The following is a 17456-nucleotide window of genomic DNA, read 5'->3' as shown; positions in this document are numbered from 1 at the left end:
TGAAAGAGAGGGCCGGTCCCGTCCACTGGACAGAACCGGCCCCCGGGTACTCGACCAGGCTTTAGAACAGCGCGTCGCTGATGTCCTCGCCACCGACGATCGGCAGGTCGTTGAGGCCGATGCCGAGGCCGGGGACGTTGATCGCGCCCACGTGGTCGGTGACGTCGCTCACGCCCGTGCCGTTGGACAGCCGGCCGGCGGTGTCCTCGACCGTGTCGACCACGGTCTCCGGGGTCAGGTCGCGATCGGGCAGCGCGGACAGGCCGTCCACGTTCAGCGTCTTGCCCAGGTGGCCGGTGTCGAGCGCGCCGGTCAGGTCGCCCGGCAGGTGGCCGGCGAGGCCACCGGTCACGCCGTCGACCACGCCGGAGAGCGTGTCGACCGCGCCGAACACGGGGCTGGTCAGGCCGTCCGTGCCCGGCAGCGCGCCGGTGACCCCGCCCGCGACGGCGCCGTCGAAGGAACCGGTCGCCGTGCCGGCCAGGTCGGTGACCGGGCCGGTGGCGGTGGGCAACGTGGCGTCCAGGGTGTTCGTCACGTCGCCCACCGCGGAGAAGTCACCCGACACGGACGCGTCGACGGACCCGACGGCGTCGGCCAGACCCCAGGCGGAGAGGCCGCCGAAGATCTCCAGGCCGTTGGCGTCGGCGCTCAGCGCGCCCGCCGCAGCCAGGTTCACGTCGGACGTGCCGGACACGCCCGAGAGGGACAACTGCTGGGCCACGGCCTGCAGCTGGCCGATGGCGCCCAGGGCGTCCGTCGAGTCCAGCGGCAGGTCGTTGATCAGCGCGACGTCGAGAGCGGGCAGGCTCCCGGCCGGCACGTAGTCGAGGACCAGCGGGAGGACCTCCTGCACGTCCAGAGCGCTGATGTCGCTCAGGCCCGCGTCGGCCAAGGTCCCCTCGGCGTCGGCCTGGAAGTCGGCCAGCGCGGCGGGGTTGCTCAGCAGGTCGAGGACGAAGTCGTGCAGCGTGTTGGGGCTGGTGCCCATGATGGATGCTCCTGGTCGGATGAGTTCGCGGGGAAGCAGGACCGGCAGGGGAGGTCCAGCCATGTGATCAAGGTATTGATCGGGGGATTCGGAGCCATCGGGGATTACTCCCAGTAGATGCCGCAACCACGATGGGGTGGTTCTCGTTCACTCCCTAGGGGGTTAGGGGATGGGGTTGTGACCGCTCGGTAGCCCCGTGTACGAACTTGGACCCGTTACCCCGACCAGGTGAGGCGAGGAGGCTCCGAGTTGCCGTACGTCCTCGGGGTCGACGTGGGCACCACCCGCACCGCCGCCGCCGTGTGCCGGCTCGGCGGGGCCGGCCGGGCCGAACCGGAACTGGTCGGCCTCGGCGGACCGGGCGGCGGTGTCGCGTCGTCCCTGCAGCTCACCGCCGACGGCGCGTTCGCGGTGGGAGAACCCGGCGACCCGCGCTGGACGGCGGTCGGGTTCGCCCGGCGGGTCGGCGACGACGTGCCGATCGTGCTCGGGTCCGAGCGGTGCGCGGCCGAGGAGCTCACCGCGCTGATGGTGATGTGGGTCGCGGGGCAGGTCGCCGAACGTGAAGGCGAAACGGCTGCACAGATCGTGCTCGCCCATCCGCCGGGGTGGGGCCCGCACGCCAAGGGCCTGATGCACCAGGCGCTCCGGGCCGTGGGGCTGGAGAACGTCACGCTGCTCGCCGAACCCCTTGCCGCCGCGGCGAACCACTCCTTCGGGCGTGGACCGGTCGGGGTCTTCAGCCTCGGCAGCCACGCGTTCAGCGCGGCGGTCGTGCGGCCGTTCGAGCTGGTGGCGTGGGCGGACGGAATCGACCAGGCGGCCGGTGCGGACTTCGACGACCTGGTGTTCGGCCACGTGCGGGCGACGCTGGGACGGGAGTTCGGCTCGCTCGACGCGGAGGACCCGCGCACCCGCGGGCTGTACGGGCGGCTGCGACGGGACTGCGAGGCGGCGAAACGCGTGCTGTCCGGGACGTTCGAGACGGCGATCCCGGTGCACCTGCCGAGCGGCCCGGTGGAGGTGCCGCTCAGCCGGGCCCGGTTCGAGGAGCTGATCCGGCCGTCCGTCGAGCAGGCCGTGTCCGTGTTCGAACGGGTCGTGCGCGGGATGTCCCTGGAAGCGACGGTGTTGGTCGGCGGCAGCGCGCGGATCCCGTTGATCTCGTCCCTGCTGCCCGGTCGGGTGGTGTTCGAAGCCGCGCCGGAGACGTCCGTGGTGAAGGGAGCCGCGTCGGCCGGGCGGCAGCTGCTGCTCGGGCCCGACGACCCGGAACCCATCGAGACGTCCGTGCTGGTGCGGGACGACGACCCGTTGCTGCGGTTCCCCGTGGGGTCGTCCCTCTCCGACGACGAGTTCACCGCGCCGCCACCGCGTCCGCCGATCGACATCACCCCGCTGGACCTGCCGGAACGGCGCTCGGTGAAGCGCGTCGTGCGCGGCCTGGCGCCGACCGGGCGGTCCCGTGCCCGAAACTCCTCAGAGGACGGCCGTTGAGCCTGCGCATGACTTCGGAACGCCCGTTGCTGGACCCGTCCGCCCGCCAGGTCCTGGCGGAGATCGCCGACGCGCCGGAAGCCGTGCTGCGGCTGGGTGTGCTCGCGCCCGGCGGGTACGGCAAGACGACCGTGCTGCGCGAGGTCGAGCGGGCCTACCGGGAGGCCGGGGTCGAAGCCACCACCGTCGACGACGCCCACCTGCTGGGGGACGCGGAGCTGCGGTCCCTTCGTTCCCTGGTCGAGCAGGGGGACGCCCGGATCGTGGTCGCCTATCGGCCCTGGCCGCGGTCGCGGGCGTTGGCGGCGTTGGCCGAGTCGCTGGGGCGGGTCCGGCCGCCGTTGATGCCCTCGGCGTTCACGCGGGAGCAGGTTCGTGCCGTGCTGCCCGCCGCCGGGCGGGGACTGGCGGACTTCGTGCACCAGCAGACCGGGGGAGTGCCCCGGTTCGTGTCGAGGCTGGCCGGGCTGACGTCGCAGGACGTGCCCGCCGAGGTGGTCGCCTCGTTCCGGGCGGACCTGGACTGGCTGGAGCCGGACGTGCAGAAGTTCCTGCTTGCCGCCGAAGCCGGCGCGGCGCTGCGGCTGGACCTGCTGGGCGCGTTGCTGGACAAGGACTCCGACGCGGTCGGCGAGGTGATCGAGGCCGGCCGCGCCACCGGGCTGCTGGCTCCGGACGGGACTCTGCTGCCGATCGCGCGGACCGCCGTGGCGGCGTTGAGCCGGACCGATCGGCGGATCGCGGTGCGGCAGCGGTTGGCGGAGTTGCAGTTGCGGTCCGGTGGACCGGTGCTGGACCTGGTGCGGCCGTTGCTCGGGACCGGGGTCGGCGGTCCTGCCGTGGCGGCGGCTTTCCAGGCCGCGGCAAGGGAAGCGCTGCCCACCGACCCGGCGTTGTCGGCGCGGTTGCTGGCGGCCGTGGGGACGCCAACCGCCTCCCTCGTCGTGCGGCAGGCCGCGGCGTCGGCGATGTCGGGCGATCTGGACGCGGCGCTGCGGTTGGCCGACCAGGTGATCTCCAGCGGAGACCCGGAGCATCGCGGTGCGGCGGCCGAGGTCGCGGCGATCGCACTGGCGCACCGGGGACAGTTGGCCAGGAGCACCGAGCTGCACCGGTGGTCGTCCAGCGCCACGTCCACGGCGTTCGCGATGGTCGGTCAGGTGGGGACGGGGCGGTTGCCCACCGGGACCTTGCCGGTCGCGCCGCCGACCATGCTCGACGGTGGCGCTTCGCTGATGGCGCAGGGAGTTCTGGAGTCACTCGGCGGGTCTTCTACCGCCGCACTGTCCACTTTGGTCCGTGCGTGCGGGTTGTTGGAGCCCGCGGGGCAGGCCGTGCTGCTGCCCGACTCGCCGGCTGCTCTGGCCGCGTTGGTGGCGTTGCACAGCGGTGAGCTGTCGGTGGCCGAGTCGGTGCTGGACCGGGCATTGGCCACGTCGATGGGCGGCGCGCTGATGACCGTGCGGCACCGGTTGCTGCGGGCGTGGATCGCGATGGTGCACGGGAACCTGGTGCAGGCGCGGGAGACGCTGGTGGCGTTGCGGAAGGTGGGACGCCCGCTGGAGCCGCGTGACTGGATCTTCGCGGTGGCGCTGGAGGTCGGCGTCGCGCGGCGCAACAGTGACCTGGCGACCTTGAAGCGGACCTGGGAGCAGGCTTGCGAGGCGGTCCTCCGGCATCCGGTGGACCTGTACACGTTCCTGCCGCTGGGGGAGTTCGCGGCTGCGGCGGCCCGGTTGCGCGATCAGCACCGGCTCGCGCCGCACCTCGTGACGGCCCGGAACCTGTTGCGACAGTTGGGAGATCCGCCGCTGTGGGCCGTCCCGCTGCACTGGAGCGGGTTCCACGCGGCGATCATCGCCGAGGAGACGTCGGTCGCGGAGGAGCACGCGGCGGCGTTGGCGGCGTGCCGCGAGCGCAGTCGTTACAGCGCCTTGGTGTCATCGGCCGCGGAGAGCTGGCTGGACGTGTTGGCGGGCAAGGTCGACGCGGACCAGGTGGAGGCCGCCGCGCGCGGGCTGCACGCGGCCGGGCAGTGGTGGGACGCGGCCCGCCTCGCCGGGCAGGCCGCGATCCGGACGTCGGACCGGCAGGCGATGGTGCGGCTGCTGGACTGCGCGCGGTTGCTGCAGGGCCGTCCGGTGGGGGCGGCGCGCAAGCCCGCCGAACCGGTGGCCGAGTCCGTGGAGACGGGGAAGCTGAGCGACCGTGAACGCGAGGTCGCGCAACTGGTCGTCGGGGGCCTGACGTACAAGCAGGTGGGCGACCGGCTGTTCATCTCCGCGAAGACGGTGGAGCACCACATGGCCCGGATGCGGCAACGGCTCGGCTGCACGAGCAGGGCGGAGCTGCTGGACCAGCTCCGCCAGATCCTCGGCTAGATGATCACCCATTCGTGATCTTGCATTTGTCGAACGTCAGTTCGAGCATGGATGCATGACCTCACTGCTCCCAGAGCCAGAACTCGACACCCTGGTTGTCCACGCACTCCGCCGAGCGGCCGTAGGGCTGCTGCTCGGGTTCCTCGGCGGTGCCTCCTTGCTCGCGCACCCGCGCCATCGCCGAGGCCAGGTCGTCGACGGCGTACATCAGCTTCCAGCCGGTCCACCGCCGGCCGCCCCACAACCCGGACATGGGCAGGCCGGCGCCCTCGATCCCCCAGCCCTGCCCGACCCCTCCGGGCGGGAAGCGCCAGCCGAGCACGGCCCCGTAGAACCGCTTGGCGGCTTCGTCGTCGGGCACCGCCAGCGTGTGGTAGCCGACGTGTCCGTGCGGCACCCGAGGGGTGCCCTGCTCCGTCGGCGCGTCGGCGCGCGGGCTCCGTGCGGCCACCATCCACCGGTACCCGAACGGGTCAACGATCGTGCCGCTGTACCCGTGCCCGGTGTCGGCGGCGGGCCGCAACACCTCGGCACCCCGTTCCACCGCGCGGTCCACCACCGCGTCCACGTCGGACACCTCGACTCGGTGCATCGGCTGCACCCCGGTGGCGGACGGCGCGACGTGGTCGTACTCGACCGACTCGTCGGCCAGCATCAGCACCGAGTCACCGATGGCGATCTCGGCGTGCCCGACCGACCCGTCGGGCATCACCACCGGCTCACCTCGCCGGACGGCCCCGAACACCCCTTCGTAGAACTCGACGGCCGCTCGGGAGTCCCGAAAAGCCAGATAAGGAGTGATTGCCGAGTACTCCACCTCAACCACCTCGGACGTAGTCACATCGCCTCCAAGAAGGACCAGTCGTTCCAGCCGTTCCCGAAGCCGGTCCGCGAACCCCTGCTCGGGTTCGACCGGCCGCAGCGGCAGATGAAGGGCATCGAACGGGTCAGCCATCACAACCCCCCACCACGCTCAACCCCGCCTCACCGCTCAACCACGCACACCAACCCGACCCGCCACGTGCCCCCACCCCTCGACCAGGGCACGCGCCACACCGAGGAGACCGCCCATACGACGTCCCGCCTGAGGCTGCCCGCCCGCACGACGCCTCGCCCGAGGGGGGCCGCTTGCACGATGCCTCGCCTGAGGCTGGCCGCCCGCACGACGCCCCACTCCCAGCAGTCCACCCGCACCACGGCTCGACACGACGCGCCCCGGCAACACCGCCACTGCTTCCGACGCCGGTGCCTTCAATGCCACTGCCTCCAACGCCGGTACCTCCAAGGCCAGTGCCTCCGATGCCAGGGCCGACGCCGCCACGATCGCCAAGGCCAACGGCACCATGAATGCCGAAGCGAACGGGGAGGCCGCCGTCACAGCGGTTCCGCGCTATATCGAGGTCGGCGGCATCGCCAGGTAGTGGGCTGCCCCGTTCCGCCCCACCGAGCCCGCCGGCTCGGACACCGCGTGCGATGCCGCCGTGGCAGGCCATCGTCGGCTGAGGCGCCCGCAGGGCGGCAACCCACGTCGTCGCGACAACTGCTGTCGGCGGGATGGCTCCGGTCAGTGGGGCAGCCTCCGCCCGTGAGGTCGGCTCACACCGCAGCTTCAGCACCTTCGGCGGGGTCGGGGGCTTGAGCGGGGTCGGTGTGGTTCGTCCCGTCAGCTCAGTCATCGCAGCCTCCGGGGTAGGCGCGGCGGAAGGCGGCGCGGGCCCTCACCAACAGGGCTTCCGTCGCGTGGACGGTTCGGCCCAGGAGCTTGGCCACCTCCGGCACGGGTAGGCCGTCCAGGTAGCGCAAGGTCAGGGCGCACCGGTGGTTCGGGCTCAAGGTCGCCAGGACCTCGCGGGCCTGGAAGGCGTCCAGGTGCTCGTCCCACGGGTCCTCGATGTCCGGGTCCGCGTGAATCAGGCGCAGGCCTCGTTCCTCCCGCTCGCGGCGGCGCCAGTGGTCGACGAGTTTGTGCCTGGCTATCCCGATCAGCCACGCCGGGCCGACGGGGCCGCCGCCGTTGCGGGCGGACTGCACGGCCGCCAGGAACGTCTCCGACGTCAGCTCCTCCGCCTGCGCCCGGCTGCCGCACCTGGCCAGCAGGTACCCGTACACCTGCGGCAGCGCTGCCTCGTAGACCTCCAGCAGCGCGAACGCCGGGTCCGGACGGGCTCGCGGTTCGCTCACACCCTCATCGTCGTTCGGGAGGGACCATCTCCGACGGGTGACATGCTTGCTCGTTCGTGCTAACTTTTGCTCGTGCGAGCAAAGTCGGTGACGGAGCAGGCCAGGCGAGCCCAGATCGTCGGGGCGGCCATCGAGACGGTGGCCGAGCTGGGGTACGCGGCGACCTCGTTCAAGCAGATCGCCGCGCGTGCCGGGCTGAGCAGCACCGGGCTGATCTCGTACCACTTCAAGGGCAAGCAGGAGCTGGTCGACGAGGTGTACGCGGAGGTGCTCCGCCGGTTCGCGGAGTTCGTCATGGGCTTCCTGGACCGGTCCGAGACGGCGGCCGGTGAACTCCGGGCGTTCTTCACGGCGAACCTGCGCTTCATGCGACTCCACCGCGCGCCGATGGTCGCCCTGATGCAGGTCCGGCCGCACGTGTCCGCCCGAGGCCAGGACGGCGACCACGGCAAGATGGCCGACCTGCTGCGGGACGGTCAGCGGGCGGGCGAATTCCGGGCGTTCGACGCGGACACCATGGCGGTCTTCCTGCTCGCCCTCCGCAACGGGGTGCTGGCCCAGGCCGCCGAGGACGCCGCGTTCGATCTCGACCTCTGCGAGCGCGAACTGCTGGCGATGGTGGAGCTCGCCACGGGAGCGGACAACACGTAACAGGCAACGACACGGGGGTGCACCGATGCGTCGGGGGACGTTGGCATTGGTCAGTGCGGTGCTGATGGCGGCACCGGTGGCGGCGTGTGGGGGGAGCACGATGCAGAACGACGCAGCACGCGACACAGCACGGTCCGACACGGTCCGGACCGCCACGGGGGACGTGCGAGGGGTCGCCAAGGGCGATCACGTCCTCTTCCAGGGCATCCCGTACGCGGCCCCGCCCAAGGGGGAGTTGCGGTGGAGCGCACCGCAACGGCCGGAGAAGTGGGACGGCGTGCGGGATGCCACCAAGCCGGGCAACCCGTGCCCCCAGGTCGGGTCGTCCTACTCGGAGACCAAGGCGACCGACGAGGACTGCCTGTTCCTCAACGTCACGACACCCACCGGGACGAGCAAGCCCAAGCCGGTGATGGTCTGGGTGCACGGTGACGGCGCGGTCGGCGCGGGGCACTTCTTCGACGGCTCACGGCTGGCCGTGCAGGGCGACGTCGTGGTCGTGACGTTCAACTACCGCATGGGCGTGTTCGGCGGCTTCGGCCTCCCCGGGCTGCCCGGCTCCGGCACGTTCGGGCTGCAGGACCAGCGGGCGGCCCTGGAATGGGTGCGGCGCAACGCCGAGGCGTTCGGCGGCGACCTGGGCAACGTGACGCTGTTCGGCGTCTCGTACGGCGCGACCTCCGTGGCGGCGCACCTGGTCTCGCCGGCGTCGGAAGGCCTGTTCGACAAGGCGATCATGCACAGCGGGTTCGCCCTGGTCGACCTGCCCGCCGAGAGCTGGTACCCGGGCCTGGGCGCGCTGCCGTGGCTGGGGTGGCGCGAGCGCACCGAGATCGAGGGCATCGGCCACACCGTCGCGGGCGAGCTCGGCTGCAACGACCTCGCCTGCCTCCGCGCCCTGCCCAGCGAGAAGCTGCTGGACCACCCGCAGGTGATGAACATCTTCCAGCCCATCGGCTACGACGAACTGCCACCGGACCTCCTGGCGGCGGGCCGGTTCGCCCGCGTGCCGGTGATGTCCGGGGCCACCAAGGACGAACACCGGGGCATCGTGGACATCTTCCGGGGCGCGGTCACCGCCGACGACTACCCGCGCCTGCTCGCGTCGGCGTTCGGCGACCGTGCCGCCGAGGTGGCGGCCGAGTACCCGCTCACCGACTTCGCGACGCCCAACCTGGCGTGGGCGCAGGTGCTGACCGACCGGGTGTGGGCACGTGCCACGTTCCGGCAGCACCGACTGCTGTGCGCGCACACCCCGACCTACGCGTTCGAGTTCGCCGACCCGGATGCCACCGGGAACGGGGCCACGCACAGCTCCGACATCGGCTACCTGTTCCCGGGCAACGGCGAACACCGGCCACTGGGCGACCGGATGATCCGCTACTGGACCAACTTCGCCCGCTCCGGCAACCCGAACGGCGAGGGCCTGCCCACCTGGCCGACCTTCCGCGAGGGGCACGTGCAGTCACTCGCCCCGGACGCCATCGGCAACGTCGACTACGCCAAGACCCACCGCCTCGAGTTCTGGGCGGACAAGTAGGGAGGTCACCACCTCGGCGGTGTTACGGAGTCCGGTCCTCCTGGACGGGCGCTACGGGAACTCGGTCCACTGTGGACCCGTGGACCAGGATCAGGCCGGCGGCGGCGATCACGAAGTTCTGGAACGCCGCCGTCAGCCCGTTCCAGTCTTTCGACTGCCACATCAGGAACCACTCGCCCCCGATGGCGATGAACCCGCCACCGAACAGCAGCACCTGCATGATCCACCCCAGCGCCGACAGCCGGCGGGCCACGACCCGACCTCGCACCCAGGCGACCAGCGCGGCCAGCAGGACGAGCGCGGTCACCGCCTCCCACGCGATGATCAGCACGTACGCCACCGTGACCACGGTCTGGTCGGTGATGGCGCGGTACATGGTGTTGGGCGACTGGAACGTGGTGTCCATCGCGAACACGTGCTGGACGAACGCGCGGTTGGTCTCGTAGTCGGTGATGTTCCCGAACACCACCAGACCCATGTAAACACCGGTGATCGCGGTGAGCACCGCGACCGCCACCTGCGGGATCCCCGCCCGGCCGAGTAGACGCATGCGCTGGAACCTAGCCACAATCTGTGCGAAGTCCATGACGACAAGTGTCTGCCGGAGCTGTGAGCTGCGATTTTCGGCTCGTGGCAGTTCGGGTTCGCGCGCGCACGCCGTCTCGGCCGGCGCGGTCGGGTGCGGTACCGGGTGAGTCAGGGGCAGGGGGGTTCGTAGTCCAGTTGCGGCAGGTGTTTGCGCCACAGCTCCTCGGGCAGCACGCCCTTCGTCTTGGCGCAGACCCGGGTGATGGTCTGGTGCTGGTCGAGGTCCCACAGGCGGATGGTGCTGTCCAGGCTGGACGAGACGATCATCCGGCCGTCCGGCGAGAACCGCAGGTCCTGCAAGCCCGAGTCGTGGCCGGTCAGGGCTTGGCCGAGGGCCTCGGGGCGCAGCGGGTCGTGCACGTCCCACAGCCGGATGTTCCGGTCGTCGCCGCCGCTGGCCAGGGTCTTGCCGTCCGGGCTGAACGCGACCGCGACGGCCGCCTCCACGTGCCCGGCCAGCGGAGCGCCGATCTGCCGGACCCGGGACGGCGTCGCCAGGTCCCACAGCCGGATCGTCTTGTCGTCCCCGGCGGTCGCCAGGGTCTTGCCGTCACGGCTGATCGCGCCCGCCCGGACCGCCCCCGCGTGCCCGGTCAACGGCTGCCCCAACGGCTGCGCCGCCATCGGGTCGGTCACGTTCCACAGGCGCACGGTCTGGTCGGCGCTGCCGGTGATCAAGGACTTCCCGTCCGGGGTGAACGACGCGAAGTGCACGTACCCGCTGTGCCCTACCAGGGGCTTGCCGAACTTGCGCGGGTTGCTCCGGTCGCCGATGTCCCACAGCTGCACCGAATCGTCGTTGGACCCGGTGAGCAGCACCTTCCCGTCCGGGCTGAACGCGACCGGTGAGCTGTACCTGGTGTGCAGCTCCAGCGGCGGGCCCAGCGACCGGATCTGCCCGGGGGTCGACAGGTCCCACAGCTGCACCGTCTTGTCGCTGACGGCGGCCAGGGTCTTGCCGTCGGGGCTGAGCGCGAGACCCCACACGCCCGCCTTGTCCGCGTTCACCGCCTGGCTCTCGCTGCGCGGGTCGCGCGGGTTCTCCAGGTCCCACACCCGGATCGTCCGGTCGCGGCTGCCGGTGACCAGGTGCTTGCCGTCAGGGCTGAAGACCGGGCCGACCGTGCGGGCCGAGTGGCCGATCAGGACGGTGCGCGGCAACGACCACAGGCGCACGGCGGTGTCCTGGCTGCCGGTGGCGAGGCTGTACCCGTCCGGGCTGAACGCCACCGCGTAGATGGTGCCGTTGCGGCCGGTCAGGGGTTGGCCGATGGCCAGCGGGTGTTCCGGGTCGGTGATGTTCCACAGGCGCGCGGTGCCGTCGCCGCCCGCCGAGGCGAGCACGCGGCCGTCCCGGTTGAACGCCACCGACCACACGGCCCCGGTGTGGTCGGTCAGCGGGCGGCCCAACGGCTTGGCGCCAGCCGGGTCGGACACGTCCCACAGCCGGATGGTGCGGTCCTCGCTGCCGGTGGCCAGCAGGCGGCTGTCCGGGCTGAACGCCACCGAGCGCACGATGCCGTCGAACCCGGTCAACGCGCTGCCGATCGGCCGGGGGTGGGTGCGGTCCTCCACGTTCCACAGGACCACCGTCCGGTCGTCGCCGCCGACCGCGAGCAGCCTGCCGTCGGGGCTGAACGCGACCGAGCGCACCTGACCGGAGTGCAGGCCGAGCGGCTCACCCAGCGGTTGCGGCATGGACGGGGTGCTGACGTCCCACAGCCGGGCGGTGTGGTCCTCGTTGGCGGTGACCAGGGTCCGGCTGTCCGGGGTGAACGCGACCAGGTAGATGGTGCCGTTGTCGCCGTCCAGCGGCTGGCCGAGCGCGCGCGGCCGGCTCGGGTCGCCGACGTCCCACAGCCGGACCGTGCCGTCGTCGCCGGCGGTGGCCAGGGTGCGGCCGTCGGGGCTGAACACCGCCGAGCTGACCCAGCTCTTGTGCCCGCGCAGCGGTGGACCGAGCGGCTTGGGGTTGTCGCGGTCGCGCAGGTCCCACAGCCGCACGGTGGCGTCGTAGGAGGCGGTGGCCAGGGTGTTGCCGTCGCGGGAGAACGACGTCAGGTAGACCGCGCCCTCGTGCCCGACGAGCTGGGTGGCCAGCGGGGTGCCCTGGGTGGACAGGATGCGGGTGTAGACCTCCTTGTCCTGGGGGCGCATCCGGTGCGCGACGAGGTAGAGCTGGGCGGACAGCGACGGGTCGCTCTCCAGCAGCCGGTCGGCTTCCGCGACGACCTGGCGGAACACCGCGTCGTCGCGTTGCCGCACGGCGAGCACGGCGGCGGTGACCGCGATGATCGCCAGCACCACCACGACCGCCACCGCGCTGCGCCTGCCCCACAGCGCGCGCCTGCGGTACTGGGTGGATACGGCCAGGAAGTCCTGCGCCACGCCGGTCAGGCCACCCGGTCCGGCGGCGTCGGCCCAGTGCCGGGCCGTCTCCAGCCGCGCGCCCCGGTACAGCAGGGACGCGTCGCGGTCCTGGTGGGCCCAGGTCGCCGCGTCCTCTTCGAGCCGCTGCCGCAGCAACTGGCCCTCGCGGTCCTGGTCGATCCAGCTGCGCAGCCGGGGCCACGCCTGGAGCAGGGCCTCGTGGGTGATCTCCACCGACCCGGAGTCCAGCGTCACCAGCCGCGCGCGGGCGAGCACCTCCAGGGCCTCCTCGCCGGCGGCGCGGTTCGCGGCCTGGTCGACCAGTTCGTGCCGGGTGGAGCGGCGGCGGGTGTCCTGGGTGTCCTCGCCGACCCGGACCAGGCGCAGCAGCAGGGGGCGGGCGGCGAGTTGGGCGTCCGGCGCGAGGTCGGCCCAGGCGCGTTCGGCGGTGGCGGCGACCGCGCCCTGGATGCCGCCCGCCGCGCGGTAGCCGGAGATGGTGAGCTTGCCCGCCGTGCGGCGCTGCCAGGTGGCCAGCAGGGCGTGCGAGAGCAGCGGCAACGCGCCCGCGTCGTACGCGCCCTGGCCCGCCCGTCCCTGCGCGCGCCCGCTGCGCACACCCAGGTCGCGCAGCATGAGTTCGATCAGGCCCGGTTCCAGCTGCAAGCCGGCGGCCTTGGCCGGGCGCGACACGGCTTCGCGCAGTTCCGCGGAGGTCATCGGGCCGAGCACCATCTGGCGGTCCTGCAACGCGTCGGCCAGCTCCGGGAACGCCAGGCAGCGGCCGTAGAAGTCGGCCCGCACGCCCAGCACGCCCAGGGCCGGCGCCACGCCGCCCGGCACCGCCGGCGTGCACGCCACGTGCAGGACCTGCACGAAGGTCTGCACGAGGTTCTCGTCCCCGCACAGCGTGAACGCCTCTTCGAACTGGTCCACGACGACGACCACCCGCTCGCCGCCGTGCCGGGCCGCGTAGCCGGCGAAGGCCGCCCGGATTTGCGGCGCGAACCGCATCACGCCGACCGGGGTCTGCCCCGGGAACGACTCCGGACCGTGGCCGTCGGGCGCCTGTTCCGCTTCCTGGCCGGCCAACGCCTCCAGCAGGTCGGTCAATTCGGGAATCTGCCGCACCAGTTCTTTCACCGGGTCGACACCGGGGGTGAGCACAACGGCCGGCCAGTTCTCCGACCCGTCCACCGCCAAGGCGCCGGCGCGAATGGCCGGGATCATTCCGGCGCGCACGAGGGACGATTTACCGGCACCCGACGCGCCGACCAGCATGACGATTCCGCCGGTTTCCACCGCGGCGCCGAGTCGGGATACCAGGGCGGCCGTGCTGCGTTCCCGGCCGAAGAACCAGGAGGAATCCTCGGCCTGGAAAGCGGCCAATCCGCGATAGGGGCACACGCCGATCTCGTCGGAGCTCGGCGGCTCCTCGTCCTCGGGTGCGGTCGCCGGGCTGGCGAGGGCCTCCTCCCACAGCGCGCGCCACGCGTCCAGGTCGTACAGCCCGGCGGCCGGCGGCTGGGGTCGGGACTTGCGGGCTTCGCCGATGAGGACTTCCAGGACTACCGAGAGTGCCGAGAACCGGGCGGGCACGTTGCGGCCGCGGCGCCAGTCGCTGACCCGCTGGGCGGTGGCCCGGACCGGGCGGCCCCGTTCGTCGGTGCGCCGGGCGCGGCCGACCGACTCGGTGACCCGCTTCAGGGGCGGGTCGCCGGCCTCGGCGTAGAGCAGCGCGAACCGCTCCGCGAAAACGGCACGGGGCCCCGACCCCTGACCAGAACCAGCCATCCGCGGCTGACCTCCTCGGGTCCGGTCTTCCGGACCGGAAAACCGGATGTGAGCGCGTGAACAGGTCGTTTGTGGACCGGTGTGGCACCCGGCAGTCCACCCTAACGACTTGCGCTGCCAAGCTGCCCATGACGTTGCGCTTACGTCGTCAGGTTGTTCGAAGGGACCGGTCAAAGTGGTTTCGCAGGCAACTACCGCGAGTGGCAGATCGTTCATCGCTGAGAGGTCCTGGGGGTCTTCTCAGCGATGTGCACCGAGCCGGCCGGGCCGGTGGAACGGCGCGGCGACGTGCCATGCCGACCGTGGTTGAGCCGGGCGCGACCGACCGGCTTCCGGTCACGGCCCGTGAGGACCGGGGTATCCCCGGTGAAGCACGGGTCTGCCCGATCCTGCGGACCGTGCTCGACGCGCACGGCCGGGATCGGGCCGAGGTGCGGCTGGTGCTGCTCGCCAGGCTCGCGGCTCCACTGCCCGCCTAGGAACGGGCCGGTGACGATGACGGGCACGCACCGCGCGATGCGATCCGGTCCGCCGTGTTCCTTGATGTCGTATTTCCGCCGGCCAGTGGCCTGGTGCTGACCGATGCTGGGTGGCGTGCACGAAGACGCGGAACGTTGTGTTCGGGCCGTGCGGTCCAAGGACGCGCGGTTCGACGGGTGGTTCTTCACCGCGGTGCTGACCACCCGCATCTATTGTCGGCCGAGTTGTCCGGTGGTGCCGCCCAAGGTCGAGAACATGCGGTTCTACCCGAGTGCGGCGGCAGCGCAACAAGCGGGATTCCGCGCGTGCAAACGGTGCCGGCCCGATGCCAGTCCCGGTTCGCCGTTGTGGAACCACCGCGCGGACTCGGTCGCGAAAGCCATGCGGTTGATCGCGGACGGCGTGGTGGACCGCGAAGGTGTGCCGGGGCTGGCCGCGCGGCTGGGCTACAGCGTGCGGCAGGTCGAGCGGCAGCTGCTCGCCGAACTCGGTGCGGGACCGCTCGCGCTGGCGCGTGCGCAGCGGGCGCAGACCGCGCGGCTGCTGATCGAGACGACGTCGCTGCCGATGGCCGAGGTGGCGATGGCGGCCGGGTTCGCCAGCATCCGGGCTTTCAACGAGACGGTGCGGTCCGTGTTCGCGTTCTCCCCCACGGATCTGCGGGCGTGGCGGGGCGCGGTGGGTGGCGTGCGGGGCGGGGCGCGGGGTTCGGCCGGGCGCGGGGTGGCTGGGTGGGGCGTGGTCGGGCCGGGCGTGGTCGGGCCGGGTGCGAGCGGGGAAGGGGCGGGCGGGGCGAAGGCGTTGGGGACGGCGATCTCGTTGCGGTTGCCGTTCCGGGCTCCGCTGTGCCCGGACAACCTGTTCGGCCACTTGGCGGCGACGGCGGTGCCGGGCGTGGAAGAGTGGCGGGATGGGGCGTACCGGCGGACTCTGCGGCTGCCGCACGGTCATGCCGTGGTGTCGTTGCAGCCGCAGCCCGATCACGTGGCGTGCCGGTTGTCGCTGACGGACCTGAGGGACCTGTCGATCGCCATCGCGCGGTGCCGGCGGCTGCTGGACCTGGACGCCGACCCGATGGCGGTGGACGAGCAGCTGCGGACCGATTCGGACCTGAGACCGCTGGTGGACAAGGACCCCGGACGTCGCGTGCCGGGGACCGTGGACGCCGCGGAGTTCGCCGTGCGGGCCGTGCTGGGGCAGCAGGTGTCGACGGCCGCCGCCCGCACCCACGCGGGTCGGATCGTGGCGGCGGCGGGCACGCCGATCAGCGACCACGGGTTGACGCACCTGTTCCCGACGGCCGCCGAGCTGGCCGAGCTGGACCCGTCCGTGCTGGCGATGCCGCAGGCCCGGAAGGTCGCGTTCACCGCGCTGGTCCGGGCGTTGGCCTCCGGGGCGTTGGACCTGGGGGTCGGTGCGGACTGGGCGAAGGCTCGGGCGGACCTGTCGGCGCTGCCCGGGTTCGGCCCGTGGACCGTCGAGGTGATCGCGATGCGGGCGCTGGGGGATCCGGACGCGTTCATCCCCGGCGACCTCGGCGTCCGGGTCGCCGCCCGTGCCCTCGGCATGCCGGACACCCCTGGCGCGCTGGTGCAGCGCGCCCGCGCGTGGCGCCCTTGGCGCGCCTACGCCGTCCAACACCTCTGGGCGACCGGTGACCACGCGGTCAACCGGATGCCCGCCTGAAAGGAACTGCATGGCACACACCACGGTCGACAGTCCGGTCGGACCGTTGACGCTCGTGGCCACGGACGGCGTGCTGTCCGGGCTGTACATGACGGACCAGCGGTACCGACCGGCGCAGGACAGCTTCGGGCCGGTCGACGCTTCGCTGTTCGGTGACGTGGTCGTCCAGCTGGAGGAGTACTTCGCGGGCACGCGCACCCAGTTCGACCTGCCGCTGGACCTGCTGGGCACGCCGTTCCAGCGGGCGGTGTGGACGGCGTTGTGCTCGATCCCTTACGGGGAAACGGTTTCGTACGGCGAGCTGGCGGCGGCGCTGGGCCGGCCGACCGCCGCGCGGGCGGTCGGCATGGCCAACGGGCGCAATCCGATCGGGATCATCGTGCCGTGCCACCGGGTGGTCGGGTCGTCGGGCGGCCTGACCGGGTACGGCGGCGGGATCGACCGGAAGCGGCAGTTGCTGGACTTCGAGGCTCAGACGCTGACCTTGGGCCTCTCGACGTGAGCCCGGGAGCGGGAGCGGCGCTTCTTCGCGTCGCCCCGCTCCAGCCACCACTCGGCGACCAGCAGCGGGAGCACCCAGCCCAGCCACGCGGACGTGCCGGCGATGGTCTGCACCAGGGCGAGTTCGCTGCCGCCGAACGTGGTGTCCAGTTGCGGTGACAGCGTGACGGCCGCGACGGCCCCCCAGATCCGGTTGGTGATGATGGACAGGGTGAGGGCGAAGCTCCGGATCATCCAGCGGCGGTGGTCCACGAACCGCTTCTGGCGGGCCATCCGGAAACCCGCGATCGTGGTGCCCAGCCAGAGCAGGCTGAGCAGGACGTTGCCCACCTGGAGGGACGGCCCGAAGGGGCTGACGATGCCGATCGCGAACGCCATGAGGCCGGCGGGCAGGACCCCGGCGAACACGTAGACGCGGCCGGTGCGGCGGTGCCAGAGCGGGTGCTCCTGGCGGAACCACGGCCAGATCTGGAGCACGCAGGTCAGGATGGCGATCGAGCCGAAGATGACGTGTGCGACCAGGACCGGGTAGTGCCAGGCGTGGTTGCCCGGTTGCGGGACCAGGGACTGCGCGCGATCCAGGGTCAGGTAGCGCGGAAGTGAGAAGGCTACGAACGCGACTACCAGGAATCCCAGCGGTAGCACCCAGGGGCGTCGCCACCAGCTCACGCGGACTTGTGTCTCGACCATGGGGGGACTGTGGGGTGAGGGGCTGACGAAGTGCGCACGGAAGGCTGACAGAGGAGCGAGAGCTACCGACAAGATTTGTTGTCTTGACAAATCGTATTGTCGGTGT

13 protein-coding genes are annotated in these 17456 nt (G+C 71.9%); 7 read left to right on the top strand and 6 right to left on the bottom strand.

Annotation, left to right across the window (positions count from 1 at the left end; genetic code table 11):
- Positions 1-61: 61 nt before the first annotated feature.
- The gene (locus FHS29_RS14985) at positions 62-1054 is read right to left on the bottom strand and encodes an IniB N-terminal domain-containing protein (RefSeq protein ID WP_184691239.1); all 993 of its coding nucleotides are present in this window, start codon (positions 1052-1054) and stop codon (positions 62-64) included.
- 186 nt (positions 1055-1240) lie between these two features.
- Between FHS29_RS14985 and FHS29_RS14980 the strand changes: the two genes are divergently transcribed.
- Both FHS29_RS14980 and FHS29_RS14975 read left to right on the top strand, forming a co-directional pair.
- Positions 1241-2488 carry an Hsp70 family protein gene (locus tag FHS29_RS14980; protein WP_184691238.1) on the top strand — a complete coding sequence of 416 codons (1248 nt, stop codon included), beginning with the start codon at positions 1241-1243 and terminating at the stop codon, positions 2486-2488.
- 8 nt (positions 2489-2496) lie between these two features.
- Positions 2497-4869 carry a helix-turn-helix transcriptional regulator gene (locus FHS29_RS14975; RefSeq protein WP_184691237.1) on the top strand — a complete coding sequence of 791 codons (2373 nt, stop codon included), beginning with the start codon at positions 2497-2499 and terminating at the stop codon, positions 4867-4869.
- Between the two features lie 61 nt (positions 4870-4930).
- Here the strand turns inward: FHS29_RS14975 and FHS29_RS14970 are convergent, their stop codons facing one another.
- Together FHS29_RS14970 and FHS29_RS14965 are read right to left on the bottom strand one after the other, a co-directional pair.
- Entirely contained in the window at positions 4931-5824 is an 894-nt protein-coding gene (locus tag FHS29_RS14970) for a VOC family protein (protein WP_184691236.1), read from the bottom strand.
- Positions 5825-6537: 713 nt separating this feature from the next.
- Positions 6538-7050 (bottom strand): RNA polymerase sigma factor, encoded by a 513-nt coding sequence (locus tag FHS29_RS14965; protein ID WP_184691235.1) that lies wholly within the window; start codon positions 7048-7050, stop codon positions 6538-6540.
- Positions 7051-7122: 72 nt separating this feature from the next.
- On the opposite strand from FHS29_RS14965, the gene FHS29_RS14960 reads away from it, so the two are divergent.
- A complete protein-coding gene (locus FHS29_RS14960) occupies positions 7123-7701 on the top strand; it encodes a TetR/AcrR family transcriptional regulator (protein ID WP_184691234.1) in 579 nt (192 codons plus the stop codon).
- Between the two features lie 100 nt (positions 7702-7801).
- Positions 7802-9241 carry a carboxylesterase/lipase family protein gene (locus FHS29_RS14955; protein WP_246440302.1) on the top strand — a complete coding sequence of 480 codons (1440 nt, stop codon included), beginning with the start codon at positions 7802-7804 and terminating at the stop codon, positions 9239-9241.
- Positions 9242-9263: 22 nt separating this feature from the next.
- Here FHS29_RS14955 and FHS29_RS14950 read toward each other — a convergent pair whose 3' ends face one another.
- Positions 9264-9791, bottom strand: coding sequence for a DUF2165 domain-containing protein (locus FHS29_RS14950; RefSeq protein ID WP_184691232.1), 528 nt, complete (start codon positions 9789-9791; stop codon positions 9264-9266).
- A 146-nt stretch (positions 9792-9937) separates the two neighbouring features.
- Positions 9938-13993 carry an nSTAND1 domain-containing NTPase gene (locus tag FHS29_RS14945; protein ID WP_184691231.1) on the bottom strand — a complete coding sequence of 1352 codons (4056 nt, stop codon included), beginning with the start codon at positions 13991-13993 and terminating at the stop codon, positions 9938-9940.
- Positions 13994-14286: 293 nt separating this feature from the next.
- Between FHS29_RS14945 and FHS29_RS14940 the strand changes: the two genes are divergently transcribed.
- The 3 genes from FHS29_RS14940 (at position 14287) to FHS29_RS14930 (ending at position 16661) form a co-directional block, all read left to right on the top strand.
- Entirely contained in the window at positions 14287-14472 is a 186-nt protein-coding gene (locus FHS29_RS14940; RefSeq protein ID WP_184691230.1) for a hypothetical protein, read from the top strand.
- A gap of 115 nt (positions 14473-14587) precedes the next feature.
- The gene (locus tag FHS29_RS14935; protein ID WP_184691229.1) at positions 14588-16159 is read left to right on the top strand and encodes a DNA-3-methyladenine glycosylase 2 family protein; all 1572 of its coding nucleotides are present in this window, start codon (positions 14588-14590) and stop codon (positions 16157-16159) included.
- A gap of 10 nt (positions 16160-16169) precedes the next feature.
- A complete protein-coding gene (locus tag FHS29_RS14930) occupies positions 16170-16661 on the top strand; it encodes a methylated-DNA--[protein]-cysteine S-methyltransferase (RefSeq protein WP_184691228.1) in 492 nt (163 codons plus the stop codon).
- Here FHS29_RS14930 and FHS29_RS14925 read toward each other — a convergent pair.
- On the bottom strand, positions 16631-17350 hold the full coding sequence (locus FHS29_RS14925; RefSeq protein WP_184691227.1) for a DUF2306 domain-containing protein: 720 nt from the start codon (positions 17348-17350) through the stop codon (positions 16631-16633). The two genes, FHS29_RS14930 and FHS29_RS14925, sit on opposite strands and share 31 nt — an antisense overlap.
- Between the last annotated feature and the right edge of the window lie 106 nt (positions 17351-17456).

Origin of the sequence: Saccharothrix tamanrassetensis, assembly GCF_014203665.1 — a bacterium.
Taxonomy (GTDB): domain Bacteria; phylum Actinomycetota; class Actinomycetes; order Mycobacteriales; family Pseudonocardiaceae; genus Actinosynnema; species Actinosynnema tamanrassetense.
This window is presented reverse-complemented; position numbering and strand designations above follow the sequence as displayed.

Excerpts from the sequence above, each read along its gene's own strand:
- FHS29_RS14985 (WP_184691239.1), bottom strand. The coding sequence starts at position 1,054 with ATGGCTGGACCTCCCCTGCCGGTCCTGCTTCCCCGCGAACTCATCCGA.
- FHS29_RS14940 (WP_184691230.1), top strand. The coding sequence starts at position 14,287 with ATGCCGACCGTGGTTGAGCCGGGCGCGACCGACCGGCTTCCGGTCACG.
- FHS29_RS14955 (WP_246440302.1), top strand. The coding sequence starts at position 7,802 with ATGCAGAACGACGCAGCACGCGACACAGCACGGTCCGACACGGTCCGG.
- FHS29_RS14930 (WP_184691228.1), top strand. The coding sequence starts at position 16,170 with ATGGCACACACCACGGTCGACAGTCCGGTCGGACCGTTGACGCTCGTG.
- FHS29_RS14975 (WP_184691237.1), top strand. The coding sequence starts at position 2,497 with ATGACTTCGGAACGCCCGTTGCTGGACCCGTCCGCCCGCCAGGTCCTG.
- FHS29_RS14950 (WP_184691232.1), bottom strand. The coding sequence starts at position 9,791 with ATGCGTCTACTCGGCCGGGCGGGGATCCCGCAGGTGGCGGTCGCGGTG.
- FHS29_RS14925 (WP_184691227.1), bottom strand. The coding sequence starts at position 17,350 with ATGGTCGAGACACAAGTCCGCGTGAGCTGGTGGCGACGCCCCTGGGTG.
- FHS29_RS14970 (WP_184691236.1), bottom strand. The coding sequence starts at position 5,824 with ATGGCTGACCCGTTCGATGCCCTTCATCTGCCGCTGCGGCCGGTCGAA.
- FHS29_RS14945 (WP_184691231.1), bottom strand. The coding sequence starts at position 13,993 with ATGGCTGGTTCTGGTCAGGGGTCGGGGCCCCGTGCCGTTTTCGCGGAG.